Raw genomic sequence first — 26,265 nt, 5'->3', positions numbered from 1 at the left:
ACGAGCCGAGCCGAACCGAGACGAGCCGAAGCGCGCCCCGCCCGAGCAAGCCTCAGCCGACGCCGAGCACGGACTCCAACGGCCCGCGCGCGAAGTAGAGCAGGAAGCCCGCGGCGACCACGTAGAGCAGCCACGACACCTGGCGCCCGCGGCCGGACAGCAGCTTGATGAGCACCCAGCTGATGAAGCCCGCCCCGATGCCGTTCGCGATCGAGTAGGTCAGCGGCATGATCACGATCGTCAGGAACGCGGGGAGCGCTGCGCCGAAGTCGGTCCAGTCGATGTCCTTCACCTGCGCGACCATGAGCGCACCGACGACGACGAGTCCGGCGGCGGCGACCTCGAGCGGGACGACCTGGGTCAGCGGCGTGAGGAACATCGACGCCAGGAACAGCAGGCCGGTGACGACCGAGGCCATGCCGGTCCGGGCGCCTTCACCGATGCCGGCGGCGGAGTCGATGAACACGGTGTTCGACGAGACCGAGGCGCCACCTCCGGCGATCGCGCCGGCACCCTCGACGACGAGCGCCGACTTCAGCCGCGGGAAGGTGCCGTCGGGGTTCGCGACGCCGGCGGCCTTGGCGAGACCGGTCATCGTGCCCATGGCGTCGAAGAAGTTCGTGAAGACGAGCGTGAAGACGAGCATCGACGCGGCGATCGGGCCGATGCGGGTGAAGGCGCCGAAGACGTCGGCGTGGCCGACGAGCGACAGGTCGGGGACGGCGAACAGCGCACTCGGCAGGCCGGGGGCGTTGAGGTTCCAGCCGGTGGGGGAGTCGACCGAGGTCGGCACCTTGAAGATCGCCTGCAGGATGATCGCGATGATGGTGGTCGCGACGATGCCGATGAGCAGCGCGCCCTTCACCTTGCGGGCCATCAGCGTGCCGATGATGACGAGACCGATGAGGAACACGATCGTCGGGAGCGCCGACACGGAGCCGTCCTCACCGAGCTGCAGCGGCGGCGAGGCGTTCTTCGTGGTGCGCACGAACCCGGAGTCGACGAGCCCGATGAAGGCGATGAACAGACCGATGCCGACGGTGATCGCGGCCTTGAGCTGCGGCGGCACCGCGGTGAAGATCATCGTCCGGATGCCGGTGAGTGCGAGGATCACGATCACGACGCCGTTGATGACGACGAGGCCCATCGCCTCCGCCCAGGTCACCTGGTGGACGACGCTCACGGCGAGGAACGAGTTGATCCCGAGCCCCGCGGCGATGCCGAACGGCAGGTTCGCGATGAGTCCCATCGCGATCGTCATGAGACCGGCGACGAGTCCGGTGGCCGCGGCGACCTGCGCGTTCTGCAGCCAGCCGCCGAGGACGTCCTGCGGCGCCTGGTCCTGGCTGAACCCGCCGAGGATGAGCGGGTTGAGGATGACGATGTAGGCCATCGTCACGAAGGAGACGAGACCACCGCGGACCTCGCGGGGAATCGTCGACCCGCGGTGCGTGATCGAGAAGAAACGGTCGAGGCCGGTCGCGAAGCGGTTCCGGGGTGTGGTGTCGGTCTGCGGGGCGCTCACCGATGAAGTTTAAAGGACGCTGGGTTTCCGGCGTGTCACAGCGGTCCCGCAGGCGTCGGCCTGGAGGCGCGACTCGCCTGATCGGGGGACATCACGCCGTGTGCGCGCTCCCGTTCGCGGGCCGTGGCTGGTGTTGGATGGTCGGGTGACGTCACGCATGGACCGTGCCCGCGTCGAGGCCGCCGTGCGCGAACTCCTGCTGGGCATCGGTGAGGACCCGGACCGGCCCGAACTCGAGCGCACCCCCTCCCGGGTCGCCGACGCGTACGCGGAGTTCTTCGCCGGGATCGGCACGGACGCGGTCGAGATCGCCCGCGCCGGCACCGTGCACGCCGAGGACGGCGACCGCGGGCAGCTCGTCATCGTGCGCGACGTCCGCTTCCGGTCGGTGTGCGAGCACCACCTGCTGCCCTTCACCGGCGTCGCGCACATGGCGTATGCCCCGGGCGACCGGTTGATCGGGCTCGGGACCCTGTCCCGGGTGCTCGACACCGTCGCATCGCGTCCGCAGCTGCAGGAACGGCTCGGGGAGCAGGTCGCGGCGACGATCGCCGAGGGGCTCGGAGCGGCCGGTGTCCTCGTGGTGCTCGACGCGCAGCACCAGTGCGTGACGACCCGCGGTGAGCGGCAGACGGCGTCGACGACCGTGACCGTGGCGGCGACCGGCACCCTGGCGGACGCCGCCGGACGTGCCGAGGCGATCGCCCTCATCGGCGCAGGAGCCGCAGCCGCAGCCAGCGCCGGGTCGGCACCCGACGCGGCCCCGTCCGCCGGAGCCGACCACGAGGCGGACGCATGACGACCGAACGAGCGGAGCGCCGCCTCCAGGCCCCGACGACACCCGGCTGGGTGGTGCCGGACCTGCGCGACCCGGTCCGCACCATCGGCCGACGCACGTTCGACTTCGACCACCGCATCGCGGTGATGGCCATCGTGAACCGCACCCCGGACTCGTTCCACGACCGCGGCGCGACCTTCGCACTCGACCGCGCGGTCGAGGCCGCCGTGCGTGCCGCCGAGCAGGGTGCCGACTGGGTGGACATCGGCGGCGTGAAGTTCGCCCCGGGGCCCGAGCTGCCGGCCTCCGACGAGATCGAACGCGTCGTCCCCGTCGTGCGGCAGCTCGCCGAGGAGTCCGACGTGACGATCAGCGTCGACACCTTCCGTCCCGAGGTCGCGGCAGCCGCGATCGAGGCCGGCGCGAGCGTGATCAACGACACCACCGGGCTGTCCGACCCGCGGATGGTCGAGGTCGTCGCGGACTCCGAGGCGACGATCGTCATCACGCACTCGCTCGCCGAACCCCGACGACCGCTGCCGGCACCCCCGCGGTACGCCGACGTCACCACCGAGGTCGTCGACTTCCTGCGCGACCGGGTCGACCGGGCGCTCGCCGCGGGGATCCCGGACCGGCGGGTCATCGTCGACCCGGGCCACGACCTCAACAAGACGACGGTGCACACCCTCGAGCTCACCCGGCGGCTGCCCGAGGTCGTGGCGCTCGGGTACCCGGTGCTCGCGGCGGTGTCGAACAAGGACTTCGTGGGGGAGTCGCTCGGACGGCCCCGGGGCGAACGGCTGGCCGGCTCGATCGCGGCGGCGACCGTGAGCGCGATGCTCGGTGCCCGGATCGTCCGGATGCACGACGTCGTGGAGAGCGTCGACGCCATGCGCATGGTCGAGGCGACGCTCGGCTGGCGCGACCCGGTGGAAGCGCGGCACAACACGTGAACGTCCTGCCGCCCTCGGTCGCGGACCTGTCCGACGACGACCTGCTCGCGCTGTACGCGGCGGACGTGCCGCCGGGAGCCTGGCTCCGCGTCAACTTCGTCACCACGCTCGACGGCTCGGCCTCGGCCGCGGGGACCACGGCGTCGCTCGGGGGAGCCGACGACCTGCGGGTGTTCGACCTCCTCCGCCGCGTCGCGGACGTCGTGCTCGTCGCCGCTGGGACCGTGCGCGACGAGGGCTACGGGCCGATGGTCCTGCACGACGACGACGTCGCCTGGCGCCGTGCGCACGGGAAGCCCGACCACCCGGTGTTCGCGATCGTCTCGGGGTCGCTGTCGCTCGACCCGGGTTCGCGGGTGTTCACGGAGGCGCCGGTGCGACCGCTCGTGCTGACGTCCGCGGCTGCTGCTGGCGCTGCTGCTGCTGCTGCAGCTTCCGGCGGGGCCGGGTCGGGTTCGGGTTCGGCCTCGGCGCTCGCCGCGGTGGCCGACGTGGTGGCCTGCAGCTCGGACGACGACGACTCGGTCGACATGCTGCGCATCCGTGACGCCCTGGTGTCCCGCGGGCTGGAGACGATCCACTGCGAGGGCGGCCCGTCCTTCCTCGGGGCCCTGATCGCGGCGGACCTCGTCGACGAGCTGACCCTCACGATCGACCCGTCGCTCGAGGGCGGCACCGGACCCCGGATCACGCGCGGGTCCTCGCCCGACCTCCGGCGGATGCGGCCGGCCCACGTGTTACGGGGCGACGGCGACGTGCTGCTCACCCGGTACATCCGGGCACGCTAGGGTCGCCAGCGTGATCGACATCGTGGCGTCCGGGGTCCTCTTCGACATGGACGGGACGCTCGTCGACTCGACCGCGGTGGTCGAGGCCACCTGGACCCGGTTCGGGCGCGCGCGCGGCATCGACCCGGACGAGATCCTCGCGTTCTCCCACGGCCGCCAGGCGATCAGCACGGTGCAGCGGTTCCTGCCGGACCTCGACCTCGACGAACAGCTGCGGATCGCCGCGTCCCTCGTCGCCGAGGAGAGCGCGAGCACCGAGGGAATCTCCGCGATCCCCGGTGCCGTTGCCTTCGTGGATCGACTCGTCGACGCCGGTGTCCCGGTGGCGCTCGTCACGAGTGCACCGCGCGACCTCGCCGCGAGCCGGATGGCGGGTGCCGGACTGTCCGTCCCCGCAGCGTTCGTGCCCTCGGAGGACGTCGAGCACGGCAAGCCGCACCCGGACGGCTTCCTCCGCGGAGCAGCGCTGATCGGGGTCGACGCCGCCGACTGTGTGGCGTTCGAGGACGCTCCCGCGGGGCTCGCGGCCGCCGTCGCGTCCGGGGCCACCACGGTCGTCGTCGGCACGCTCGAGGACGAGGTCACGGTCGGGCTCGCACGGATCACGACCTACGACGGCATCACGGTCGAGCGCGAGGGCGCCGCCTTCCGCATCCGCGGCTGACGCGGCCTGCACACGCGTCCAGCGCCCCCCGACGAGCCTGGTCCCTGCGGCCGGAACGCCCGGGCCGCGGAAGGAGTGATCATGGCAAGCCTCGACGGCAAGAACGTCCTCGTCATCTCGACGAACTACGGCGTGGAGCAGGACGAGATCGTCGTCCCGATCGAGCAGCTCCGGAAGCGTGGCGCCACGGTGACGGTGGCGGCGCAGGAGACCGACGCGATCCAGAGCCTCGTCGGCGACAAGGACCCCGGGAAGACCGTGGACCCCGACACGACGATCGGCGACGTCGACGCCGGCGGCTTCGACGCGCTCGTGGTGCCCGGCGGCACGATCAACGCCGACAACCTCCGCACCGACCAGCAGGCCGTCGCCCTCGTGCAGGCCTTCGCCGGCGCCGGCAAGCCCGTCGCCGCGATCTGCCACGGCCCGTGGACCCTCGTCGAGGCCGGGGTGCTGCCGGGGAAGACGATCACGTCCTACCCGTCGTTGCAGACCGACGTGCGGAACGCCGGAGCCGAGTGGGTCGACCAGGAGGTCCAGGTCGACGGGGGCTTCATCACCTCGCGGAACCCGGGCGACCTGCCGGCGTTCGTCGATGCGATCGAGCAGGCCCTGACGGCCTAGTCGACAGCGGGCAGCGCGACGGGGCGGGCCGTCCGGAGCACTGCGGGGCCGAGGGTGAGCACACCGTCGGACTCCGGGTCGCACCGCACTCCGCCCCGTCCGCGCATCGCCCGGAACGCCCCCGGTGCCACCTCGTGGTCCATCCAGGCGCACGGGTTCGCCGGCCGGTAGCCGCGGAACAGCACGGGAGCGCCCGAGCCGACGCTCTCGAGCGAGAACGGTTCGCCCCGCAGCGCCTCGACGTCGGCACCGCGCAGCACGACGTTCCGCCGGGTGGCGACCGGGTCCACCGGCACGCCGAGCTCCGCGCCGACGGCCTCGAGCGACTCCAGCCCGATGATCGTCACCGACGCGTGCACGTGCGCCCGTGACGCGAAGTACCGGTCCCCGACGATGCCGAGCCCCGCCCGCAGCTCGACGCGGTCCGGCAGCTCCGATCCCTCGGCGGGCAGCGCCCCGTCCGCCGGCCGTCCCGCGTACCGGTGCCGCCGGGACACCAGCAGCACCGCGATCTCGACGTCGGTCCGGTAGGGGAGGTCGCCGGAACCGGCCACGTCGTCCACGGAGGTCACCCGGCCCACGCTAGCCGTGCCTCCAGGCCGTGGCTCCGAGCCGTGTCTCCGAGCCGAGCCGGCGCACCGTCTGCTGCGCTGTCTGATTCCCGCCAGTGACGCGTCGGTGGCGCGTGTCAGGCTGGACCCATGACCACCCCCGGAACCGACGCGCTGCACGCCGAACGCCACCGCGCCGTCGCCTCCCGCGACGCGCGGTTCGACGGGCAGTTCGTCACCGCCGTGCACTCCACCGGCATCTACTGCCGGCCGAGCTGCCCCGCGCGCACGCCGCGCGTGAGCGGCGTCACGTTCTACCGGACGAGCGCCGCGGCGCACCTCGCCGGCTTCCGCGCGTGCAAGCGCTGCCTGCCCGAAGCGACCCCCGGCAGCCCGGAGTGGGACCTCCGCGAGGACGTCGCCGGCCGCGCGATGCGCCTCGTCCTCGACGGCGTCGTCGAACGCGACGGCGTCCCCGGACTCGCCGAACGGGTCGGGTACTCGGAGCGGCAGCTGAACCGCATCATGACCACCGAGCTCGGCGCCGGACCGAAGGCGCTCAGCCGGGCGCACCGTGCGCAGACCGCACGGACGCTGCTGACCTCGTCGGACCTGCCGATCGCGGACGTCGCGTTCGCCGCCGGGTTCGCGAGCGTCCGACAGTTCAACGACACCGTGCGCGAGGTCTTCGCCGTCACGCCGTCCGAGCTCCGCGCGCGACGGACCATCCGTCCGGTCGCCGACGGCGCGCTGCACGTGCACCTGCCGGCCCGAGCGCCGTTCGACGTGCAGGGTCTGCTCGACTGGCACGCGCTGCACGCCCTGCCCGGGCTGGAGCAGGTGCAGCTCGACTCCGCGGGGCGGGTCACGTCCTACGGGCGGTTGCTCGACCTGCCTGGAGGCGCGGCGCACTTCACTGCATCGGCCTCCGCCCCAGGGGTGGCCGGCCGGGGCCCGGCGGGCGGCGTGGCCGGCCGGGGCACGGGGATCGACCTGCGGGTGCGGGTCACGGACCTGTCCGACCTGCCGACGCTCGTGGCACGGGTGCGCTCCTTCTTCGACCTCGACGCCGACCCGGTCGCCGTCGACGCCGTCCTCGGGGCGGTGCCCGCGCTGTCCGACGCCGTCGCCCGGGTGCCCGGCATCCGCCTGCCGGGCGCGGTGGACCCGCACGAGACCGTGTTCCGGACGCTCATCGGCCAGCAGGTGTCGGTCGCCGCGGCCCGCACCGCGCAGACCCGGCTCGTCGCGGCCCTCGGTCGGACGGTGTCGTCGGCCCTGGTCGACGGCGGACGACTGTTCCCCGACGCGGCGACCATCGCCGAGCGCGGCCACGAGGTCCTGCGCGGGCCGGCCGCCCGCGTCGACACGATCACCCGGGTGGCAGCGGCGCTCGCCGACGGGTCGCTCGTCGTCGACGGCGGCCAGTCCCTCGGCGACCTACGGGCGGGGCTCCTCGCCGTGAAGGGCATCGGACCGTGGACGGCCGACTACGTCGCGCTCCGGGTCCGGCACCACCCGGACCTCTTCCTCCACAGCGACCTCGCCGTCCGCAACGGTGCACAGGAACTCGGGTTGCCCGGTGCGGTGCGTGAGCTCTCCCTATGGTCGGAGCAGGTGGCCCCCTGGCGGAGCTACCTGACGATGCACTGCTGGCGACCGATCATCGACCGCGCCATCGCGGCCGGTGCCACGGCGGGCGCGCTCGTGACGGGTGCGCCCGTGACGGGCGCGCTCGTGACGGGCGCCAGTGCCCCCACAGACCTCCGGAAGGAAGAACGATGACCGACGCGACCATCCAGACCCTGGACACCCCAGACGGACCCTTCACCGTGCTCGAGGACGCCGAGGGCCGTGTCCTCGCCTCGGGCTGGACCGACACCGTCGAGCAGATCCTCGGACGGATCGCCGACAAGCACCGACCTGAACGCATCGTCGACGGACGAGTCGCCTCGGCCGACGCCGTGGACGCCTTCTACGCGGGCGAGGTCGAGCACGCCATGCAGGTGCCCGTCCGCCAGTTCGGCACCGAGCTCTTCACCGAGGGGTGGCGACAGCTCCGGCTCATCCCGGCCGGGGCGGTGCTCACCTACACCGAGCTCGCGACGTCGATGGGTCGGCCCGACGCCGTCCGGGCGGCGGCGAGCGTGTGTGCCCGGAACGCCCCGGCGCTGTTCGTGCCGTGTCACCGGGTCCTCCGCACCGACGGCACGCTCGGCGGCTTCGCGTGGGGGCTCGACGTGAAGCGGGCACTCCTCGAGCGGGAGTCGGTCGGCACGACGGCACTCGTCTGAGCCGTATCGGCCGAGTTGTACAAAACGCTCTAGAATGTACAGGTGAGCGAAGTGTCGATCTCCGAAGCACGCAGCCGCCTGGCGTCGATCATCGATGACGCCAGGCACGAACCCGTCTACCTCACGCGCCGCAACAAGCGGGTCGCGGCAGTGGTGGACGCCGACGTCCTCGATCGTCTCCTCGAGGCGGCGGAGGACCTGGACGACCTGCAGGCCCTCGAAGAGTCCCGGCTCGAGAGCGAGCGGCTCGGCGGCGAGAACATCAAGTGGGACGACCTCAAGCGCGAACTCGGGATGGGATGACCTACGAGATCGAGTTCGAGCCGAGTGCCGGCCGGGCCATCCGGAAGCTCCCGCCGCACGCCCGACGACTCGTCGAAGGTGTCCTGACGATCCTCGCCGAGCAGCCGCGACCACCAGCGGCACGGAAGCTCGTGAACAGCCCGGAGTGGCGCGTCCGTGTCGGTGACTACCGGGTCATCTACCTGATCGACGACGGCCGACTCGTCGTCGTCGTGGTTCGCGCCGGACACCGGCGCGAGGTCTACCGAGAGCGCTGAGCGTCGCCGGGGGGTCACGGGGCGGGTGGCCGCGCCGCCGTTCTCCCCCTGGTTGCGGGTGTCGACGCGGACCCGTCCGGCTGTCATGCTCAGGAGACCGACCCGCCAGGACCGTTCCCGAAGGACCCGACGCAGCTTGCGATGCCGCGCGGTCGCCCCGACTCCGAGGAACCCATGGACCAGCACGTCGACCGCACGGTCGTCTCCGCGGACGGAACGGTGATCGCCGTGTCCGACGTGGGAACCGGTCCCGCGCTCGTCGTCGTCGCCGGCGCCTTCGACCACCACGGGACCCCCTTCCCGACCGGACACGCCGGAGCCCTGAGCGGCCGGTACCGGGTCATCACGTACGACCGACGCGGCCGTGGGGCGAGCGGCGACACCGAACCGTGGGCGATCGAGCGCGAGGTCGAGGACCTCGCCGCGGTCGTCGCCGACGTCGAGGGTCCGGTCACCGCGCTCGGGGTGTGCGTCGGGGCAGGGGTCGTGCTGCACGGTCTCGCGGCCGGCGTGCCGATCGACGCCGCGGTCCTCTACGAGCCGCCCTACCGCGCCACCGTGGACCCGCACGCCGACGACGTCGTGTTCGCCGACATCCTCGACGAGCACGTCGCCGCCGGCCGTCGCGCCCAGGCGGTGCGCGCCTTCCTCGCGCACGTGCTCGGCTTGCCGATGGGGCAGATCACGGCACTCCGGCTGAAGGGCGCGCTCTGGCGGTCCCTGGTGGTCGACGCGCACGTGCTCAGCCGCGACGTCCGCATGCTCAACCTGCTGGCGGTCCCCGATCGTGTGGCCGCCGCGATCGGGGTCCCCGTGCTCGTCGCCGCCGGCGGCACCGGTCTGGAGTGGATGCGGCAGGCGGCCCGTGCGGTCGTCGAGGCCGTCCCGGGGTCCGAGTACACCGAACTGCCCGGGCAGGGGCACGTCCCCGACCCCGAGGCGATCGGGCAGGTGCTCGACCGCGTCACCGCCCGGGCCGCCGCACGCGGCTGAGCGGACGGTTCTCCTGCGAGGATGGTCGGCGTGAACGCACCTCGCCTCGGACTCCTCCTGGACGTCGACGGACCCATCGCCAGCCCCGTCTCGCGCACCATCGCGATCCCGAGCATCATCGAGGACCTCGTGGCCCTCGCCGCCGAGGGCATCCCCGTCGTGTTCAACACCGGGCGCAGTGACGCCTTCATCCGGAACGAGGTCGTGGGCCCGCTCCTCGCCGGCGGTCTCGCCGCCGGCGGTCGGGTGCACGCCGTGTGCGAGAAGGGTGCGGTCTGGTGCTCGATCGGCCCGCAGTACGAGGGCGGCATGGGCGAGCTCACCGTCGCCGAGGACCTCGCGCTGCCCCGTGACTACGCGGACGAGATGCGCGACCTGGTCCGCGACGAGTACGCCGACCTGGTGTTCTTCGACGAGACCAAGCGCGCCATGGTGTCGATCGAGCAGCGCGTCGAGGTGCCGAACGCGACGTACCTCGCCCGGCAGCCGGAGTTCGACGCGAAGGCGATGGCCGCACTCGAGCGCCGCGGCCTCGGCGTCCGACGTCTCGACGACGTCCGTCCCGACGCCGACGGTGCGGTCGCGTGGCGGATCGACCCGACGATCATCTCCACCGACGTGGAGTCGGACCGGAGCGGCAAGGACCTCGGCGCCGAGCGTTCCCTCGAGCTCCTCGCGCTCGACGGCGAGCTGCCGTTGACATGGCGGACGATGGGCGACTCCCGGAGCGACTACGCGATGGCGGACTGGCTGCACGCGCACGGGCACGACGTGGCGCACGTCGACGTCCGGCCCGCCGACGGGGTCCCGGCGACGCCGTACCCGGTGCTCACCGCACCCGACGGCGTGATCCACGACGATGCCGGAGCACGGTTCCTGTCGGACTGGCGCCGGTCCGCCTGAGGCGACCCGCGCCTCCAGGCCGTCGGCGACCTGCGCGCCCGTGCGCCGTCCATCCAGACTGTTTGCGTGCCGGGGTGGGACACCAGTAACCTCGCGTGGTCCGCCGCCAGCCGATGACGGGAACCACCCCATGGCACCGAAGCTCCGCATCAAGTCCATCGAGGCCTCACTGGCCGACTCCGAGGAGAAGGGGCGCTCGCTCAAGCGGTCGCTCCGGACGTTCGACATCGCGGCGATGGGCATCGCGGTCGCGGTCGGCGCCGGCATCTTCTCGGTCGGTGCGAACGCCGCCGCGAACTTCGCCGGACCGGGCGTCATCGTCTCGTTCCTGCTCGCCGCCGTCACCTGCGGCCTGGCGATCATGTGCTACGCCGAGTTCGCGTCGACGATCCCCGTCGCCGGCTCCGCGTACACGTTCACCTACGCCACGATGGGCGAGCTCCTCGCCTGGATCGTCGGGTGGGACCTCATCCTCGAGACCCTCACCGCGAGCGCCGTCATCGCGAAGTACTGGGGCATCTACCTCAGCACCGCGTTCGACGTGTTCGGCGTGAGCCTGCCGAGCACGATCCAGCTCGGTCCGATCGGTTTCACCTGGGGCCCGGTGCTCATCGTCGGCATCTTCACGGTGCTGCTGGCGTTCGGCACGCGCCTGTCGTCGCGGGTGTCCGCCGTGATCACGATCATCAAGGTAGCGATCGTCGTCTTCGTCATCGTCGCCGGGGCGTTCTTCGTCAAGGCCGCGAACTTCTCGCCGTTCATCCCCCCGGCCCAGCCGGCCAAGGGTGCCGAGGGCAGCGTCTGGACCCAGTCGCTCGTGTCCTGGTTCACGGGGTCCGAGCCGGCGCAGTACGGCGTGTTCGGCCTGCTCGCCGCGGCGTCGCTCGTGTTCTTCGCGTTCATCGGCTTCGACGTCGTCGCGACCAGCGCGGAGGAGACCGAGAACCCGCAGAAGACCCTGCCCCGGGGCATCTTCATCGGTCTCGGCATCGTCACGCTGCTCTACGTCGGCGTCAGCATCGTCATCACCGGCATGGTCTCGTACCAGCGCCTCGCGGAGGAGAAGGCCCCGTCCCTGGCGTCGGCGTTCGACATCGTCGGTCTGCCGTGGGCGGCGGGCATCATCGCGATCGGCTCCCTCATCGGCTTGACCACGGTCGTCATGGTGCTGCTCCTCGGCCTCTCCCGCATCGTCTTCTCGATGAGCCGCGACGGCCTGCTGCCGCGCTGGTTCTCCCAGACGAACCCGAAGACACAGACCCCCGTGCGGGTGCAGGTCGTCGCCGGCGTCGTCGTGGCCCTGCTCGCCGGGTTCACCGCGGTCGACAAGCTCGAGGGCATGATCAACATCGGCACCCTGTCCGCGTTCGTCCTCGTGTCGATCGGCATCGTCGTGCTGCGTCGTTCACGGCCCGACGCCCCGCGGGCCTTCCGGGTGCCGTGGTCGCCGGTGCTGCCGATCGTCTCGGCGGTGCTGTGCTTCTGGCTGATGCTGAACCTCGAGGTCGAGACCTGGCTGCGGTTCGTCATCTGGCTCGTGATCGGCTTCGCGATCTACTTCGGGTACAGCCGCCGGAACAGCCGGGTGGGCAAGAGCCTGCAGTAGGGCCGCGGCGCGGTCGGTCGCGGTCGGTCGCGGTCAGGCGCCGAGGGCCAGCGCCGCGCCGAAGCCGAGCATCACCAGGGCGACGAGCCCGTCGAACACCCGCCACGTCAACGGCTTCTCGAACAGCGGCCGGAGGAGCCGCCCACCGAACCCGAGCGCTCCGAACCACAGGCAGCTCGCCGCCACCGCCCCGGCGGTCCACCACCAGCGGTCGTCGATCCCCTGCTGGTTCCCGACCGACCCGAGGAACACCAGGGTGTCGAGGTAGACGTGCGGGTTGGCCCACGTGAAGACGAGCATGGTGGCCACCGCCGCGCCCATGGTCACGTCGCGCTGCCGGCCTGGAGGCACGGTGCCGGTCCGCCCCGCCGGCACACCCGTCCGCGTGGCCGTCTCCACCGCCGTCGGGTCGCCTGCGGCGTCGCGCCCGCCTGAGGCGTCGCGGGCGCTTTCCGCGTCGCACCCCGCCACGTACGTCGCGCCCGCGTGTGCAGGGGCGCGATGTCCGCCAGGGGGTGCGACCACGGCGACCCCGTCATCGGCGGCTTCCGCGTCGACCCGGATCGCGTCACCCGAGGGCCGGAGTGCCCGACGCGCGGCGAGCACCCCGTACGTCACGAGGAACGCCGCCCCGACGAACCGGACGACGACGAGCGCCACCGGGAACCGCTCGACCACGACGCCGACACCGAGCACCCCCGCCAGGATGAGCACCGCGTCCGAGACGGCGCACACCACGACCGCCACCGCGACCACCCGGAGCCGCGCACTCACCGCGAGCCGGAGCAGGTAGGTGTTCTGCACGCCGATCGCGACGATGAGGGCGAGCCCGGTGCCGAGGCCGGAGAGCAGGGGGAGGAGCGCGGTCACGATCCGACGGTACGGTCGACCGTCGATTCAGTACAGCTCACGTTCCTGATGCCGCGTAAGCTCAGCTGCATGGCTCGTCTGCAGCGCGAACACCTCGAGACCCTGCTCGCCGCGGTCGACCACGGCACGCTCGACGCCGCCGCCCGGGCGTTGGCGATCACGCCGTCCGCGGTGTCGCAGCGGATCAAGTCGATGGAACAACAGGTCGGGCGGGTCCTGCTGCAGCGCACGACCCCGGTCCGTCCGACGGCCGACGGCGAGGTGCTCCTCCGCCATGCCCGTCAGGCGCAGCTGTTGGACGAGGAGACTTCGCGGGCGCTCGGCGGCGGCGACTCGGTCGTGCCGTCCATCCCGCTCGCGGTGAACGCCGACTCGCTCGGCACCTGGTTCCTCGACGCGCTCGCCCGGGTCCGCGCGGACACCGAGGTGGTGTTCGACCTGCACCGCGAGGACCAGGACCGCACTGCAGAGCTGCTCCGCGCCGGCACGGTGATGGGCGCCGTCACGGCCGAGGCAGATCCGGTGCAGGGCTGCTCGTCGGTCCCCCTGGGCATCGACCGCTACCGGGCGGTGGCGTCCCCCGCGTTCGTCGACCGGTACCTGTCGGGCACCGACACCGAGCGTCGCATGCTGGGGCGGCTCGACCGGGTGCCGCTCGTGGACTACGACCGCGCCGACGACCTGCAGCAGGGCTACCTCCGGCGGGTGCTCGGGCACGCTCCGTCCGGCCCGCGGCACTTCGTCCCGACCTCGGCCGACTTCGCCCGGGCGGTCTCGCTCGGCTTCGGGTGGGGGATGTTGCCGGAGGCGCAGTGCCTCGATGCCCTCGACCGGGTTGACCTCGTCGAGCTCACGCCGGGGCGCAGGGCCGACGTCGCGTTGTGGTGGCAGCGGTGGAACCTGGCGTCGCCGCTGCTCGAGCGGGTGACGGAGGCGGTCCGTGCCGTCGCGGCGGAGCGCCTCCACCCGGCGCGCTGAGTCGTCCACGAGGCGACCCGGGTCTCGGGAGTCAGACCGTCGCGCGGTACCGGAGCCCGTCGACGAGCAGGCCGACCATGAGCTGACTCTGCTCCGGCGTCGGTGCCCCGTGGCAGAGGTCCGCGACCGCGTGCAACAGCTGCTGGGCGTCGACGTCGGGCCGGATCGTGCCGGCGGCGTCGGCGGCGTCGAGCAGACCGCCGAGGGCTCCGCCGAGCCGATCGAGGAAGTAGGCGGGCAGTGCCTCGAACGCCGGGTCGCCGGAGTGCAGCGCAGCTGCCAGCCCGCGCTTCGTCGCGACGAACTCGGTGAACCGCTGCAGCCAGCGCGCGAGGGCCTCGTCCGGGGCATGGGCGGCAGCGAGTTCGTCCGCGGCGTCGGCGCAGGCCTCGACCGCGTTCCGGAACACCGCGACGACCAGGTCCGAACGCTGGGGGAAGTGCCGGTAGAGCGTGCCGACGCCGACGCCTGCCCGGTCGGCGATGACCTTGGCGGGAGCGTCGACGCCCTCGGTCGCGAAGACCGACTTCGCGGCGTCGGTGAGGGAGTCGAGGTTGCGGCGGGCGTCGGCGCGCACGGGGCCTCCTGGTTCGGGATGAGCGCAGCGCGCCGATCCGGGGTTGCGGAAACGGAAAGCCGTTCCGTATGCTTCCGGAAGAGCGTTCCACTTCGGACCACGATACGGCACCGGAGCGCAGCACGCCATCGACAGGAGGCACTCCCATGCAGTACCGCACCCTCGGCCGGACCGGCATCCAGGTCAGCCCGTTCGCCCTCGGCGCCATGATGCTCGGCACCGACGGCAGCATCGGCAACGGCGACGAGCAGGACTCGATCCGCATCGTGCACCGCGCTCTCGACGCCGGCATCAACGTCATCGACACCGCCGACCGCTACTCGCAGGGCGGGTCCGAGACCCTCGTCGGCAAGGCGCTCAAGGGCCGCCGGGACGACGTCGTCATCGCCACGAAGTTCAACGGGCCGATGGGCGACGACCCGAACCGCCGCGGCAACTCCCGACGCTGGATCACGACCGCCGTCGAGGACTCCCTCCGGCGCCTGCAGACCGACCACATCGACCTGTACCAGGCACACCGCCCCGACGACACCGTCGACCTCGAGGAGACGCTCTCGGCGCTCACCGACCTGGTCCGCAGCGGCAAGGTGCGGGCGATCGGCAGCTCGGACTTCCCCGCGTCGATGCAGGTCGAGGCGCAGTGGACGGCCGAACGCCGGGGCCTCGAGCGCTTCCGGACGGAGCAGCCGACGTACTCGATCCTCAACCGCGGCATCGAGCGGGAGGTCCTGCCGGTCGTGCAGCGCTACGGCATGGGTGCCCTCGTCTGGAGCCCCCTCGCCGGTGGCATGCTCACCGGCCGGTTCCGGAAGGGGCAGCAGAGTGACCTCGCCCGCGTCGGGATGTTCCGGCACAACCAGGACGAGCGCCGCATCGACGCCGTCGAACAGGTCGTCCAGCTGTCCGAGGAGACCGGCATCCGGATGACCCACCTCGCGATGGCCTTCGCGATCGCCCATCCCGGTGTCACGAGCGCGCTCATCGGACCGCGGTCGATGGAGCAGCTCGACGACCTGCTCGAGGGGGCCGACGTGGTCCTCTCCGACGAGGTGCTCGACCGGATCGACCAGATCGTCCCGCCGGGGACCGACGTCGGTCGGCTCGACCAGCAGTACAACCCGCCGGCCGTCCTCGACGCCGCGCTGCGACGCCGTCCAGTCAGGGCTCGCGCCGCCCGGGCCGCCAGCTGACGGCGCTGCGGCCGGTCGTGCCACCAGCCTGGGGAGCCGTGGCGCCGCGACGTCCGCGGTGCCGCGCCCCCCGGATCGTCTGGGACGGCGCACACCGGCCGTCGCCTACCGTCCCGGTCATGTCCACGCGAGCGAAGACCGCCACGGCGCTGCTCGGCGCCGCCACCATCGCCCTGCTGCTCACCGCCTGCGACCCCGGCGGGGCACAGAACATCAACCCGGTCGGCAAGGTCCCCGGCTCGGAGGAGAAGTCGCAGTCCGCGCAGTGCGACGTCGCCTCGAGTGCCGCGGTCGACTTGATCGACAAGGCCGTCGGGCGCCACGACACCGCCGAGTTCGCGAACATCCAGAAGGGTGACGGCGGCTGGTACCTCGGCGCGACGATCGTGCCGGCGGACAGCAACGACCCGAACGACGACGAGGTCACGGTCTGGGCGACCACCGACGACCCCACCGCGGACGACTTCGACGGCCCGCTCTACGCGGTGAACCAGCCCGCGAAGGACGCGACGGCGGACGAGTCCAGCTCGGCCTCGCCGGCCCCGAGTTCGTTCAGCGCGGACTCGAAGCTCGCGCGGCAGGTGAAGAGCTGCGTGATCAACGCCTCCGATCGCTGAGGCCGGCGCCCAGCGCCCGCCCCGTCAGGTCTGACAGCGCGGACACCAGTACGTGTCGCGCAGCGTGAGTTCGGAGTCGCCGAGCTCGCCGTACCGGATCGGCGTCCCGCACCGGAGGCACGGCTTGCCCGCCCGTCCGTAGACCCAGAACCGACGACCCGGGCGGTCGATGCCGGTCGTCACGCGGGCGCTGCGGTCGCGGTTGGCCAGGATGAGCCTGCTCGCGAGGGCGACCGTGCGCGCCGGGTCGTGCACCTCGCTCACCGGCCGGGTCGGCAGCACCCCGCGCAGGAAGCACAGCTCGTTCCGGTACACGTTGCCGAGCCCCGCGAGGACGCGCTGGTCGAGCAGCGCGAGGCCCACCGGACGCGACGGGTCGCGCAGGAGGTTCTCGAGCGCGAGGTCGGCGTCCCAGTCCGGTCCGAGCAGGTCCGGGCCGAGGTACCCGACCACCTCGTTCTCCTGGTCACGGGGGACGACCTCGAGGACGCCGAGCGCGAAGCCGACCGTCGACACGTCGTCGGCGTCGAGGATCGCGCGGGCCTGGTGGGCTGGTCGTCGCCAGCGGTCGCCCGGCGCGTAGACGTCCCACCGCCCCTCCATCTTGAGGTGCGAGTGCACGGTCAGGTCGCCGATGCGGTGCAGCAGGTGCTTGCCACGCGGGACGACCTCGTCGACGGTGCGGCCGACGAGGTCGAGGGTGGCGAAGGCCGGCACCCGGAAGTTGCTCCGGGTGAGGACCTTCCCCGCGAGCGCCGCGTGCAGCCGACGGGCCGCTCGGTAGACGGTGTCGCCCTCAGGCACGGAGTCGCAGTCCCTGCGGGGTGGCCGTGAACCCGGCTGCACGCAGGGCCTCCGCGAGCGGCGTCTCGAGCACGAAGTCCCCGTCGACCCGCTCGACCGCGAGCTTCCGGAGTCCGGTCCGGACGATCGCGGCGATTGAGGCCGCGGCGACCGACAGGTCGGCCGGGTCGTCGGTGAAGGTCAGCACCGACTTCCCGCCGCGTTCGACGTACACGGCGAGCTTCCCGTCGACGATCGTCACGAGGGCGCCCGCCTTCCGTCCGGGTCGGTGACCGCGGCCGGTGGTCTTCGCGGTGCTCTCCGATGTGTCCGTGTCGTCGTCGCCGGCGTCCGCGGTCGGCCAGGGCAGCGACGCCCCGTACGGGTTCGCGGGGTCGGTCGCGGCGAGGGTCAGGGCCTCGCGCTTCCGGTCCGGGTCGGCGCGCTCGTCGTCGTCGAGGTCCCGGGCGTACGTGCGCAGCCGGTCGATCGTCGGTCCGGTCGCGAACTGCGCGGCGCCGAGGCCCTCGATGAAGTACCCGCGACGCGCTCGGCCGGACTCCTCGAAGCGCGAGAGCACCCGGTAGACGCCCGCGAACCCGCCGCGGACCCCTTCGACCTGGACGGCTCCGCGGGTGACGACGCCGTAGCGCTCGAGCAGCTGCTCCGCCGTCGCGGCGGCCCGCACGGTGGAGTCGGACTCGGCCAGGGGCAGGAGCGACCAGCGCCCGCCGACGGAGGGCGGACCGGACTGCGTCGGCATCGTCGGTCGGCGACGCCCGCGGTAGGCACGGGCTCGGGGCGTGCTGGAGGTCTTCGCCTTGCCGCCGAGCATCGCGCGGAGCGGCGCGAAGGTGTCGTTCGTGATCTGCCCTGCCCAGACGAGGTCCCAGAGCGCGGTCGTCAGCGCCGGGTCGTCGGTGCTGCCGACGGCCTGTCCGAGCTGCCGGAAGAAGTACGCACCGCCCCCGGCGAGGGCGGTCAGGACGTCACGCTGGAGCTCGGTCGTGTCGTCGCCCGCCGGTTCGGCGAGCGTGGTCGCCGCGGTGTCGGCGAGGTGCAGGCGGACCCAGCCGTCGTTGCCGGGCAGCGTGCCGCCGCCGGACCAGAGGACCTCGCCCGTCGCGGTGAGTTCGTCGAGCATGCTCGGGGCGTAGTCGCTCACCCGTGCGGGCAGCACGAGGGTCTCCCACGCGCTGGCGGGCAGGGCGACGCCGGCGAGCTGGTCGATCACCTGCAGCACGCCGTCGACCCCGCGGAGCCCGCCCCGGACCCCCGGCGTCTGCACGTGCTGCCAGGCCGGCAGGAACCGCGCGAGGGTGTCCGGCGTGACCGGCTCGACCTCGTGCCGGAGCGCCGCGAGCGACTTCGTGCGGATGCGGCGGAGCACCTCGGCGTCGCACCACTCCGCGCCCTGGCGATCGGGTCGGAACTCGCCCTCGACCACCCGCCGGTCGGCCACCAGCCGACGCAGGGTGTCCTGCACGACGGCGATCCCGAGCCCCAGGCGCGCGGCGGCGTCGTGCGCCGAGAACGGCCCGTGCGACCGGGCGTACCGGCCGATGAGGTCGCCCAGCGGGTCGGCGACCGGCTCGACGAACGCGGTCGGCACCCCGATCGGCAGCGGCACGCCGAGGGCGTCCCGGAGGCGTGCGGCGTCTTCGATGACGGCCCACCGGGTCGCGCCCGCGTGCGAGAACGAGAGCACCCGACGCTCCCGCTCGAGCCCGGTGACGAGCCCCCGGACGGTCTCGAGCGATCCGGGCCGGTCTGCCGCCTCGGCCAACCAGCTCCGGTCGACGATCTCGTCGAGATCGAGCGCGCCCACCAACCGCAACACGTCGACGATCCCCTCGGCGTCCCGTGCGCGACGGTCCGGCGAGAGCCGTTGCAGGTCGCGTTCGACGGACGTGATGACCGACGGGTCGAGGAGTTCGCGCAGTTCGGCGCGTCCGAGCAGCTCGCCGAGCAGGGTCGAGTCGAGGGAGAGCGCCGCTGCCCGTCGTTCGGCGAGCGGGGTGTCGCCCTCGTACATGAACGCCGCGACGTACCCGAAGAGCAGTGAGCGGGCGAACGGCGACGGCGTCTCCGTCTCGGTCTCGACGAGCCGGATGCGTCGGCCGGCGATGTCGTCCGCGATCCCGAGCAGCGAGGGCACGTCGTACACGTCCTGCAGGACCTCGCGCACGGTCTCGAGCACGATCGGGAACGACGGGTACTTCTGCGCGACCTCGAGCAGCTGTGAAGCCCGCTGCCGCTGCTGCCACAGGGGCGACCGCTGCCCGGGGTTCCGGCGGGGGAGCAGGAGCGCACGCGCCGCGCACTCGCGGAACCGCGCCGCGAACAGGGCGGACGCCCCGACCGCGTCGGTGACGAGGGCTTCGAGGTCGTCGCGCTCGAACACGAACAGGTCCGCGCCCGGGGGTTCGGCATCGGTCTCGGGGATCCGGACGACGATGCCGTCGTCGGCGGCCATCGCGTCGCCGTCGATCCCGTGGCGCTCCCGCAGCCGCGCGGCCACGGCGAGGGCCCACGGCGCGTGCACCTGCATGCCGTACGGCGAGTGCAGGATGAGCCGCCAGTCGCCGAGTTCGTCGCGGAAGCGCTCGATGACGAGGGTGGTGTCGTTCGGCACGTGCCCGGTGGCGGCGCGCTGGTCGCGGAGGAAGGTGAGCAGGTTCGTCACCGCTCGCTCGTCGAGTCCGCCGGCGGAGACCCGGGCGCGCGCGTCCTCGTCGGAGGCGCCCTCGACCTCGCGCACGAAGGCGCCGGTGGCACGGCCGAGCTCGGCGGGTCGGCCGATGCCGTCGCCCTTCCAGAACGGCACGCGACCCGGCTGACCGAAGGCCGGGCTGACGATGACCCGGTCGTGCGTGATCTCCTCGATGCGCCAACTGGTCGCGCCGAGCGCGAAGACGTCCCCGACACGGGACTCGTAGACCATCTCCTCGTCGAGCTCGCCGACGCGCGACGCCTTCTCGCCGACCATGAAGACGCCGAACATGCCGCGGTCGGGGATGGTCCCGCCGCTGGTCACGGCGAGCCGCTGGGCCCCCGGACGCCCGGTGAGGGTGCCGTGCACGCGGTCCCAGACCAGGCGCGGCCGGAGCTCGGCGAACTCGTCGCTCGGGTAGCGCCCGGTGACGAGGTCGAGCGTGGCCTCGAACGCGGAGCGGGGCAGGCCGCTGAACGGCGCGCTCCGCCGGACGAGCTCGAACCAGTGCTCGACGTCGACGGTGTCGATCGCGCCCGCGGCGACGGTGTGCTGCGCGAGGACGTCGAGCGGGTTCGCCGGGACCGAGATCGCCTCGATCTGCCCGGAGACCATCCGCTCGACGGTCACCGCGCTGTTCACCAGGTCGGCGCGGTGCTTCGGGAACAGGACGCCTCGGGAGATCTCGCCGACCTGGTGCCCCGCGCGTCCGACCCGCTGCAGCCCGCTCGCGACCGAGGGCGGTGCCTCGACCTGCACGACGAGGTCGACCTCGCCCATGTCGATGCCGAGCTCGAGCGAACTCGTCGCGACGACGCACCGGAGTCGCCCGGACTTGAGGTCGTCCTCGATGATCGCCCGCTGGTCCTTGGACACCGACCCGTGGTGGGCGCGTGCGAGCACCGGCACCGCCGCGTCGGAACCGCCACCGCCCGTCTGCCCGGAGCCGCCGATCATCTGTGCCGGCGGCCGTCGTGCGGGCGACTTCGCCCCGGCGACCGGCAGACCGTCGTCCGCCGGCGAGGCCCCGGCGGGCACGAGGACCCCGTCGCCGGCCGCCGCCAGGACCCGTTCCTCGTGGATCTCGTTGAGCCGGGCGGTCAACCGCTCGGCCAGCCGCCGGGAGTTCGCGAACACGATCGTCGACCGGTGTTCCTCGATGAGGTCGACGACGCGCTCTTCGACGTGCGGCCAGATCGACCCGTTCGACGGGGCATCGGAGGCGTCGGCGCCGACCGGGGGCGCGCCGAGCTCGGCCATGTCGTCGACCGGCACGACGACCCGGAGGTCGAAGGTCTTCTGCGCGGGCGGCGCGATGACCGTCACGGGGGCGCGACCGCCGAGGAAGCGAGCGACCTCTTCCGGGGGGCGCACGGTGGCGGAGAGGCCGATGCGTTGCACGGGCTTCTCGAGCAGGTCGTCGAGTCGTTCGAGCGACACCGCGAGGTGCGCTCCCCGCTTGGTCGACGCGACCGCGTGCACCTCGTCCACGATGACGGTGTCCACGTTGACGAGGGTCTCCCGCGCCTGCGACGTCAGCATGAGGTACAGCGACTCGGGCGTCGTGATGAGGATGTCCGGCGGCTGGCGGAGCAGACGCTGCCGGTCGGACGACGGGGTGTCCCCGCTCCGGACCCCGACCGTGACCTCGGGCGGTTCGAGCCCGAGCCGCCGCGCGGTCTGCGTGATCCCGACGAGCGGGCTGCGCAGGTTCCGCTCGACGTCGACACCGAGTGCCTTGAGCGGCGACACGTACAGCACCCGGGTGCGCTGCTTCGCGGGTGGTCGATCGGCGGCGCTGATCAGCCGGTCGATCGACCACAGGAACGAGGCCAGCGTCTTGCCGGACCCGGTCGGCGCGATGACGAGCGCGTGCTGCCCGGTGGAGATGGCGTCCCACGCGCCGGCCTGCGCGGCGGTCGGTGCGTCGAAGGCGCCGCGGAACCACTCCGCGGTCGCGGGGGAGAAGCGCTCGAACACGTCGGTCATGTCCGTCCCATCCTGCCCGCCACCACCGACAGACGCCCGAGCGCACCCGACCGACGCCCGAGCGCACCCGACAGACCCCCAGCACGAAGGTCGCGCTTGACAATCCGATAGTTACCGATCTATCGTTAACCCATCGCGACAGTGCCGGAACAGTCTGGAACACATCGCGAGCCAACTTCGAACAGACACCAGGAAGGAGTCATCATGCGCCCCATGGATGACTACGACAACAGCAACCACGACCACGGCCGACGCGACCAGCGCGGCTTCGGACCGCGCGGCCCCCGCTTCGGCGGCGCGCGGCAGCACCACGGCGCCGGCTTCCCCGGCCGCGACCGCGGTGACGACCACGGACGGGGCTTCGGCGGCCCCGGCTTCGGTCGGGGCTTCGGACCCGGCATGGGCTTCGGCCCCGGCTTCGGCGGACCCGGCTTCGGCCGTGAGCGTCGGCGTCGCGGCGACGTCCGCCTCGCCATCCTCGGCCTGCTGGCCGAGGGCCCCCAGAACGGCTACGCCGTGATCAAGACGATCGCCGAGCGCACCGGCGGCGCCTGGAAGCCGAGCCCCGGCTCGGTCTACCCGACGCTCCAGCAGCTCGTCGACGAAGACCTCGTCGTCTCCACGGGCGACGGTCGCAAGACGCTCTTCGAGCTCACCGACGCCGGCAAGGCCGAGGCCGAGGCGAAGGCGGACGAGATCGCCGCCGCGTGGGAGTCCACGCCGGGCCTCCCGGACTCGCAGCGCGAGTTCGTCGAAGCGCTCCGGAAGACCATGGGCGTCCTGCACATGTACCGGACGAGCGCGACCGAGGACCAGACCAAGGCCGCAACGGCCAAGGTCGACCAGCTCCGCAAGGACCTCCTGCAGATCCTCGCCGACTAGCGCGACCACACGACGGACGGGAGGCACGGTGCCAGCTGGCACCGTGCCTCCCGTCCGTCGTCTGGTGGACCCCAGGGCCGTCAGCCGCCGATGAACGCGGCCACGTCCGCCAGCTCCGCTGCCGACACCGCGTGTCGCAGCCCGTCGTACGAACGGTCGGTCACGTCGGTGTTCGCGGCGGCCCACGCCTGCGTCCGTGCGGTGGCCTCGGCCGCGATCACCGGGTCGAGGTCACCGTGCCCGAGGAACACCCGCGGACGGACGGCCGCGACCGCCTCGTCCCGTGAGTCCGTGGCCCCCGGCACCACGAAGCCGGACAGCGACACCGCGAAGGCGAACCCCGCCGGCCGTGCCCGCAGCAGCTGCAGGGCCATCGAGCCGCCCTGGGAGAACCCGAGCAGCCCGACCCGCGGGTGGTCCGCCGCGACCGAGTCGATCCAGTCGAGCACGTCCGCGACCGCTGCGTCGACCGGCTCGATCGCGGGGGAGCCCGGCGTGCCGAGCGGGTACCAGCTGTACCCCTGCCCCCACGGCATCGGTGCCCGGAGCGACGCCATCGTCCACGCCGCGGGCAGCGCGGGGGCCAGGCCGAGCAGGTCGTGCTCGTTCGACCCCACCCCGTGCATCGTCACGAGCAGCGGTGTGCCCGCCCGCTCGGAGGAGGGCCGGGTCCACTGCACGTGCTCCGCGTCGATCATGTGGACAACGCTAACCATCCCCAACTCCCGCGCCGTGCGCCGAACTCGCCGCAGCGCCTGGTAGACACGGTGCATGGCCTCGCTTCGCACCCCCGACCCCGATTCCGGCTGGCTGTCCGACGAGGAACTCGCCAACGTCCGTCGTCGACTGCCGATCTGCTACGTCGAGGCGGTCCCCGTCCGGACCGACGGCCTCGGCGTCGTCACCGAGGTGGGCGTGCTGCTGCGCGTCTCCCCGAGCGGCTTGATCGCCCGCACCCTCGTCTCCGGGCGGGTGATGTTCGGCGAATCGATCCGCACGGCACTGTTCCGACACCTCGAGAAGGACCTCGGTCCGATGGCGTTCCCGCAGCTGCCGTCGAGCCCGACGCCGTTCACCGTGGCGGAGTACTTCCCGCTGCCCGGGGCCTCGGTCTACACCGACGAGCGGCAGCACGCGATCTCCCTCGCGTACGTCGTCCCCGTGACCGGCACCTGCGAACCCCGCCAGGATGCCCTCGAGCTCACGTGGATGAGCCCGGCGGAAGCCGCCTCGGACGCCGTCGCCGACGAGATGGAGGGCGGCCGCGGAGCGCTCCTGCGCGCCGGCCTCGCGTCGGTCGGCGCCCTCATGTAGCGCCTCGCCCCGCACGGCCCCACCCGAACACGACGAAGCCCCCGGATCCGAATTGGACCCGGGGGCTTCGCAGCGCGGTACGAGACCGGCTTACTTTTTGTCGTGGTTCAAGCTGTCGGCGACACCGTGAACGGTGTCCTTCGCGTCCGTACCTGCCTGCTTGGTGTCGGCCTTGACCTGATCGGTCTTGCCCTCAGCCTTGAGGCGGTCGTTGCCGGTCGTGTTGCCGACGGCTTCCTTGGCCTTGCCTGCTGCCTTCGCAGCGGCGTTCTTGACGTCTTCGATCCCAGCCATAGGCACTCCTCTCAACGCGGACGTTTTCCCCATCAGCCGCTCTCGCGGCATCCGGTGAGACAGAACCTACGCGTCGGTGTCGTGACCCTTGCAGGAGGCGTCAAGGTTCCCCGAGGGGATCGTCGACTCAGCGCGCGGAACCAGCCGGACGGGAGGCACGGCGCGAGCCACCACGACGGCCGGCGCCCGACTCGGACTCGGCCCCACGGCCGGCGGCGTAGCCGCCCTCCGAGGACCAGACCGGAGCGGAGCCACCGCGGACGGTGTCGGTCGAGGCGCGGCGGCTGCCGCCCGCGCGGCGCTGGCCGCCACCGGCGGAACCGGCCGAACGCCCACCGGCGGAACCGCCGGAACGTCCACCGGCCGAGCCGGCCGATGCGCCGACGCCGGCCTCGGCGGCACGGCCGCCGCGACGCCCTGCACCGGAGGACCCGGTGGCCGAGCCGGTGCGCGCGGGCTGCGCCGCGCCTCCCGAACGACCGCCGCGACCACGACGACGACCGCCGCCCGCGTTGTCGGACTCGTCCGTCCGCTGGCGGGGCTGACGCTGCTGCTGGGCCGGCTGCTCCGGAGCGACGTGGCGGACCGGAGCGACCTCGCCGACGAGCGTGGTGACGGCCAGCGACGACGCGGTGACCTGCTGCGGGGTCACCTTGATCGCGGCGGCGCGCATCATCTGCGCGACGTCGCGACGCTCGGCGGGCATCGTCACCGTGACGACGTCACCGGACGAACCGGCACGGGCGGTACGGCCCGAGCGGTGCAGGTACGCCTTGTGCTCGGTGGGCGGGTCGACGTGCACGACGAGCTCGACGTTGTCGACGTGCACGCCACGGGCGGCGACGTCGGTGGCGACGAGGACGAGGGCCTCGCCCGACGAGAACTTCGCCAGGTTCCGCTCACGGGCGCCCTGCGACAGGTTGCCCTGCAGGTCGACGGCCGGGATCCCCTGGCTGCTGAGCTGCTTGGCGAGGCGCTTGGCGTGGTGCTTCGTGCGCATGAAGAGGATGCGGCGACCGTTGCCCGAGGCGAGGGTGCTCACGAGGTGCTTCTTCGCGTCGGCGTCGGCGACCTCGAACAGGTGGTGGGTCATCGCCTCGACGGGGCTGTTCGCTTCGTCGACGGAGTGCATCACCGGGTTGTGCAGGAACTTCTTGACGAGCTTGTCCACGCCGTTGTCGAGCGTGGCGGAGAACAGCATGCGTTGCCCCTGCTCGGGCGTCGCCTGCATGATCTTCGTCACACCGGGCAGGAAGCCCATGTCGGCCATGTGGTCGGCCTCGTCGAGGACGGTGACCTCGATGCCGTCGAGCTTCACGTGGCCCTGCTGCATGAGGTCGGCGAGGCGACCCGGGCAGGCGACGACCACGTCGACGCCGCCGCGGAGCGCGTCGACCTGACGGCCCTGCGAGACGCCACCGAAGATCGTCGTCGTGGTGAGGCCCATCGCCTTGGCGAGGGGGGCGAGCGTCGCGTCGATCTGCGTCGCGAGCTCACGGGTCGGGGCGAGCACCAGCGCACGGGGGCGGCCGGCGCGACGCGCACGGGGGTTGGCGGCGAGGCGAGCGGCGAGCGGGATCGCGAAGGCGATCGTCTTGCCGGAGCCGGTGCGGCCACGACCGAGCACGTCCTTGCCCTTGAGGGAGTCGGGGAGCGTGTCGGCCTGGATCGGGAAGGCGTTCTCCTTGCCCTGGGAGACCAGGACGTCGACCATCGGCGCGGGGACGCCGAGGTCGGAGAAGCGGATGTCGGAGTTCGTGTCGGTCATCGTGACCTTTCGAGCCGGCGTGTGCCGGCCGTGGGCGCGCTCTGAGGCAGC

The 26,265-nt window shown here is 72.5% G+C and carries 26 protein-coding genes; 17 read left to right on the top strand and 9 right to left on the bottom strand.

What is annotated here, in order from left to right:
* Positions 1 to 52: 52 nt before the first annotated feature.
* Positions 53 to 1,525: an NCS2 family permease gene (locus DEJ28_RS17255; RefSeq protein ID WP_111114422.1), complete on the bottom strand. Its 1,473-nt coding sequence runs from the start codon at positions 1,523 to 1,525 to the stop codon at positions 53 to 55.
* A 157-nt stretch (positions 1,526 to 1,682) separates the two neighbouring features.
* Between DEJ28_RS17255 and folE the strand changes: the two genes are divergently transcribed.
* The 5 genes from folE to DEJ28_RS17230 all read left to right on the top strand — a co-directional run bounded on the left by folE (position 1,683) and on the right by DEJ28_RS17230 (position 5,332).
* The gene (gene folE / locus DEJ28_RS17250) at positions 1,683 to 2,324 is read left to right on the top strand and encodes a GTP cyclohydrolase I (protein ID WP_111114421.1); all 642 of its coding nucleotides are present in this window, start codon (positions 1,683 to 1,685) and stop codon (positions 2,322 to 2,324) included.
* Positions 2,321 to 3,256: a dihydropteroate synthase gene (folP, locus tag DEJ28_RS17245; protein ID WP_111114420.1), complete on the top strand. Its 936-nt coding sequence runs from the start codon at positions 2,321 to 2,323 to the stop codon at positions 3,254 to 3,256. Before folE ends, folP begins: the two co-directional genes overlap by 4 nt.
* Positions 3,253 to 4,044, top strand: a complete 792-nt coding sequence (locus tag DEJ28_RS17240; RefSeq protein WP_258367900.1) for a dihydrofolate reductase family protein — start codon at positions 3,253 to 3,255, stop codon at positions 4,042 to 4,044. The genes folP and DEJ28_RS17240 overlap by 4 nt, the downstream gene beginning before the upstream one ends.
* Positions 4,045 to 4,054: 10 nt before the next feature.
* A complete protein-coding gene (locus DEJ28_RS17235) occupies positions 4,055 to 4,708 on the top strand; it encodes an HAD-IA family hydrolase (protein ID WP_111114419.1) in 654 nt (217 codons plus the stop codon).
* Positions 4,709 to 4,789: 81 nt separating this feature from the next.
* Complete coding sequence (locus DEJ28_RS17230) at positions 4,790 to 5,332, top strand: type 1 glutamine amidotransferase domain-containing protein (RefSeq protein ID WP_111114418.1); 543 nt, start codon at positions 4,790 to 4,792, stop codon at positions 5,330 to 5,332.
* Here DEJ28_RS17230 and DEJ28_RS17225 read toward each other — a convergent pair.
* Positions 5,329 to 5,904 (bottom strand): MOSC domain-containing protein, encoded by a 576-nt coding sequence (locus DEJ28_RS17225; RefSeq protein WP_258367899.1) that lies wholly within the window; start codon positions 5,902 to 5,904, stop codon positions 5,329 to 5,331. The genes DEJ28_RS17230 and DEJ28_RS17225 overlap by 4 nt on opposite strands.
* Before the next feature lie 129 nt (positions 5,905 to 6,033).
* Here DEJ28_RS17225 and DEJ28_RS17220 point away from each other — a divergent pair, with 129 nt between their 5' ends.
* The 7 genes from DEJ28_RS17220 to DEJ28_RS17190 all read left to right on the top strand — a co-directional run bounded on the left by DEJ28_RS17220 (position 6,034) and on the right by DEJ28_RS17190 (position 12,239).
* Entirely contained in the window at positions 6,034 to 7,668 is a 1,635-nt protein-coding gene (locus DEJ28_RS17220; RefSeq protein ID WP_111114417.1) for a DNA-3-methyladenine glycosylase 2 family protein, read from the top strand.
* Positions 7,665 to 8,177 (top strand): methylated-DNA--[protein]-cysteine S-methyltransferase, encoded by a 513-nt coding sequence (locus DEJ28_RS17215; protein ID WP_111114416.1) that lies wholly within the window; start codon positions 7,665 to 7,667, stop codon positions 8,175 to 8,177. The genes DEJ28_RS17220 and DEJ28_RS17215 overlap by 4 nt, the downstream gene beginning before the upstream one ends.
* 42 nt (positions 8,178 to 8,219) lie before the next feature.
* Entirely contained in the window at positions 8,220 to 8,480 is a 261-nt protein-coding gene (locus DEJ28_RS17210) for a type II toxin-antitoxin system Phd/YefM family antitoxin (protein WP_258367898.1), read from the top strand.
* On the top strand, positions 8,477 to 8,737 hold the full coding sequence (locus tag DEJ28_RS17205; protein ID WP_111114414.1) for a type II toxin-antitoxin system RelE family toxin: 261 nt from the start codon (positions 8,477 to 8,479) through the stop codon (positions 8,735 to 8,737). The genes DEJ28_RS17210 and DEJ28_RS17205 overlap by 4 nt, the downstream gene beginning before the upstream one ends.
* A gap of 174 nt (positions 8,738 to 8,911) precedes the next feature.
* The gene (locus tag DEJ28_RS17200) at positions 8,912 to 9,730 is read left to right on the top strand and encodes an alpha/beta fold hydrolase (RefSeq protein ID WP_181433605.1); all 819 of its coding nucleotides are present in this window, start codon (positions 8,912 to 8,914) and stop codon (positions 9,728 to 9,730) included.
* Between the two features lie 21 nt (positions 9,731 to 9,751).
* Entirely contained in the window at positions 9,752 to 10,633 is an 882-nt protein-coding gene (locus tag DEJ28_RS17195; protein ID WP_111114412.1) for a hypothetical protein, read from the top strand.
* A 130-nt stretch (positions 10,634 to 10,763) separates the two neighbouring features.
* Positions 10,764 to 12,239 (top strand): APC family permease, encoded by a 1,476-nt coding sequence (locus DEJ28_RS17190; protein ID WP_111114411.1) that lies wholly within the window; start codon positions 10,764 to 10,766, stop codon positions 12,237 to 12,239.
* Positions 12,240 to 12,272: 33 nt separating this feature from the next.
* Here the strand turns inward: DEJ28_RS17190 and DEJ28_RS17185 are convergent, their stop codons facing one another.
* Positions 12,273 to 13,109, bottom strand: coding sequence for a LysE/ArgO family amino acid transporter (locus DEJ28_RS17185; protein ID WP_111114410.1), 837 nt, complete (start codon positions 13,107 to 13,109; stop codon positions 12,273 to 12,275).
* A gap of 69 nt (positions 13,110 to 13,178) precedes the next feature.
* Here DEJ28_RS17185 and DEJ28_RS17180 point away from each other — a divergent pair, with 69 nt between their 5' ends.
* Entirely contained in the window at positions 13,179 to 14,087 is a 909-nt protein-coding gene (locus DEJ28_RS17180; RefSeq protein WP_111114409.1) for a LysR family transcriptional regulator ArgP, read from the top strand.
* 31 nt (positions 14,088 to 14,118) lie between these two features.
* On the opposite strand, the gene DEJ28_RS17175 is transcribed toward DEJ28_RS17180, so the two are convergent.
* Positions 14,119 to 14,664 (bottom strand): TetR/AcrR family transcriptional regulator, encoded by a 546-nt coding sequence (locus tag DEJ28_RS17175; RefSeq protein WP_258367894.1) that lies wholly within the window; start codon positions 14,662 to 14,664, stop codon positions 14,119 to 14,121.
* Between the two features lie 146 nt (positions 14,665 to 14,810).
* Between DEJ28_RS17175 and DEJ28_RS17170 the strand changes: the two genes are divergently transcribed.
* Complete coding sequence (locus tag DEJ28_RS17170; protein ID WP_111114407.1) at positions 14,811 to 15,854, top strand: aldo/keto reductase; 1,044 nt, start codon at positions 14,811 to 14,813, stop codon at positions 15,852 to 15,854.
* Positions 15,855 to 15,973: 119 nt separating this feature from the next.
* Positions 15,974 to 16,471 carry a hypothetical protein gene (locus tag DEJ28_RS17165; RefSeq protein ID WP_111114406.1) on the top strand — a complete coding sequence of 166 codons (498 nt, stop codon included), beginning with the start codon at positions 15,974 to 15,976 and terminating at the stop codon, positions 16,469 to 16,471.
* Positions 16,472 to 16,495: 24 nt separating this feature from the next.
* Here DEJ28_RS17165 and DEJ28_RS17160 read toward each other — a convergent pair whose 3' ends face one another.
* Complete coding sequence (locus tag DEJ28_RS17160) at positions 16,496 to 17,275, bottom strand: DNA-formamidopyrimidine glycosylase family protein (protein ID WP_111114405.1); 780 nt, start codon at positions 17,273 to 17,275, stop codon at positions 16,496 to 16,498.
* Positions 17,268 to 21,956, bottom strand: a complete 4,689-nt coding sequence (locus DEJ28_RS17155; protein WP_111114404.1) for an ATP-dependent helicase — start codon at positions 21,954 to 21,956, stop codon at positions 17,268 to 17,270. The genes DEJ28_RS17160 and DEJ28_RS17155 overlap by 8 nt, the downstream gene beginning before the upstream one ends.
* Before the next feature lie 213 nt (positions 21,957 to 22,169).
* On the opposite strand from DEJ28_RS17155, the gene DEJ28_RS17150 reads away from it, so the two are divergent.
* The gene (locus DEJ28_RS17150) at positions 22,170 to 22,838 is read left to right on the top strand and encodes a PadR family transcriptional regulator (RefSeq protein WP_349774938.1); all 669 of its coding nucleotides are present in this window, start codon (positions 22,170 to 22,172) and stop codon (positions 22,836 to 22,838) included.
* An 80-nt stretch (positions 22,839 to 22,918) separates the two neighbouring features.
* On the opposite strand, the gene DEJ28_RS17145 is transcribed toward DEJ28_RS17150, so the two are convergent.
* The gene (locus tag DEJ28_RS17145; protein ID WP_181433604.1) at positions 22,919 to 23,536 is read right to left on the bottom strand and encodes an alpha/beta hydrolase; all 618 of its coding nucleotides are present in this window, start codon (positions 23,534 to 23,536) and stop codon (positions 22,919 to 22,921) included.
* Between the two features lie 73 nt (positions 23,537 to 23,609).
* Between DEJ28_RS17145 and DEJ28_RS17140 the strand changes: the two genes are divergently transcribed.
* On the top strand, positions 23,610 to 24,152 hold the full coding sequence (locus DEJ28_RS17140; RefSeq protein WP_111114401.1) for an NUDIX hydrolase family protein: 543 nt from the start codon (positions 23,610 to 23,612) through the stop codon (positions 24,150 to 24,152).
* A gap of 90 nt (positions 24,153 to 24,242) precedes the next feature.
* Here DEJ28_RS17140 and DEJ28_RS17135 read toward each other — a convergent pair whose 3' ends face one another.
* Together DEJ28_RS17135 and DEJ28_RS17130 are read right to left on the bottom strand one after the other, a co-directional pair.
* Positions 24,243 to 24,446 (bottom strand): CsbD family protein, encoded by a 204-nt coding sequence (locus tag DEJ28_RS17135; RefSeq protein ID WP_111114400.1) that lies wholly within the window; start codon positions 24,444 to 24,446, stop codon positions 24,243 to 24,245.
* Positions 24,447 to 24,573: 127 nt separating this feature from the next.
* The gene (locus DEJ28_RS17130; protein WP_111114399.1) at positions 24,574 to 26,214 is read right to left on the bottom strand and encodes a DEAD/DEAH box helicase; all 1,641 of its coding nucleotides are present in this window, start codon (positions 26,212 to 26,214) and stop codon (positions 24,574 to 24,576) included.
* Between the last annotated feature and the right edge of the window lie 51 nt (positions 26,215 to 26,265).

Source organism: Curtobacterium sp. MCPF17_002 (assembly GCF_003234115.2).
In the GTDB taxonomy this organism is placed as follows: Bacteria; Actinomycetota; Actinomycetes; order Actinomycetales; family Microbacteriaceae; genus Curtobacterium.
This window is presented reverse-complemented; position numbering and strand designations above follow the sequence as displayed.

Excerpts from the sequence above, each read along its gene's own strand:
- folE (WP_111114421.1), top strand. The coding sequence starts at position 1,683 with ATGGACCGTGCCCGCGTCGAGGCCGCCGTGCGCGAACTCCTGCTGGGC.
- folP (WP_111114420.1), top strand. The coding sequence starts at position 2,321 with ATGACGACCGAACGAGCGGAGCGCCGCCTCCAGGCCCCGACGACACCC.
- DEJ28_RS17230 (WP_111114418.1), top strand. The coding sequence starts at position 4,790 with ATGGCAAGCCTCGACGGCAAGAACGTCCTCGTCATCTCGACGAACTAC.
- DEJ28_RS17220 (WP_111114417.1), top strand. The coding sequence starts at position 6,034 with ATGACCACCCCCGGAACCGACGCGCTGCACGCCGAACGCCACCGCGCC.
- DEJ28_RS17215 (WP_111114416.1), top strand. The coding sequence starts at position 7,665 with ATGACCGACGCGACCATCCAGACCCTGGACACCCCAGACGGACCCTTC.
- DEJ28_RS17205 (WP_111114414.1), top strand. The coding sequence starts at position 8,477 with ATGACCTACGAGATCGAGTTCGAGCCGAGTGCCGGCCGGGCCATCCGG.
- DEJ28_RS17200 (WP_181433605.1), top strand. The coding sequence starts at position 8,912 with ATGGACCAGCACGTCGACCGCACGGTCGTCTCCGCGGACGGAACGGTG.
- DEJ28_RS17195 (WP_111114412.1), top strand. The coding sequence starts at position 9,752 with ATGGTCGGCGTGAACGCACCTCGCCTCGGACTCCTCCTGGACGTCGAC.
- DEJ28_RS17190 (WP_111114411.1), top strand. The coding sequence starts at position 10,764 with ATGGCACCGAAGCTCCGCATCAAGTCCATCGAGGCCTCACTGGCCGAC.
- DEJ28_RS17180 (WP_111114409.1), top strand. The coding sequence starts at position 13,179 with ATGGCTCGTCTGCAGCGCGAACACCTCGAGACCCTGCTCGCCGCGGTC.
- DEJ28_RS17170 (WP_111114407.1), top strand. The coding sequence starts at position 14,811 with ATGCAGTACCGCACCCTCGGCCGGACCGGCATCCAGGTCAGCCCGTTC.
- DEJ28_RS17165 (WP_111114406.1), top strand. The coding sequence starts at position 15,974 with ATGTCCACGCGAGCGAAGACCGCCACGGCGCTGCTCGGCGCCGCCACC.
- DEJ28_RS17155 (WP_111114404.1), bottom strand. The coding sequence starts at position 21,956 with ATGACCGACGTGTTCGAGCGCTTCTCCCCCGCGACCGCGGAGTGGTTC.
- DEJ28_RS17150 (WP_349774938.1), top strand. The coding sequence starts at position 22,170 with ATGGATGACTACGACAACAGCAACCACGACCACGGCCGACGCGACCAG.
- DEJ28_RS17145 (WP_181433604.1), bottom strand. The coding sequence starts at position 23,536 with ATGATCGACGCGGAGCACGTGCAGTGGACCCGGCCCTCCTCCGAGCGG.
- DEJ28_RS17140 (WP_111114401.1), top strand. The coding sequence starts at position 23,610 with ATGGCCTCGCTTCGCACCCCCGACCCCGATTCCGGCTGGCTGTCCGAC.
- DEJ28_RS17135 (WP_111114400.1), bottom strand. The coding sequence starts at position 24,446 with ATGGCTGGGATCGAAGACGTCAAGAACGCCGCTGCGAAGGCAGCAGGC.
- DEJ28_RS17130 (WP_111114399.1), bottom strand. The coding sequence starts at position 26,214 with ATGACCGACACGAACTCCGACATCCGCTTCTCCGACCTCGGCGTCCCC.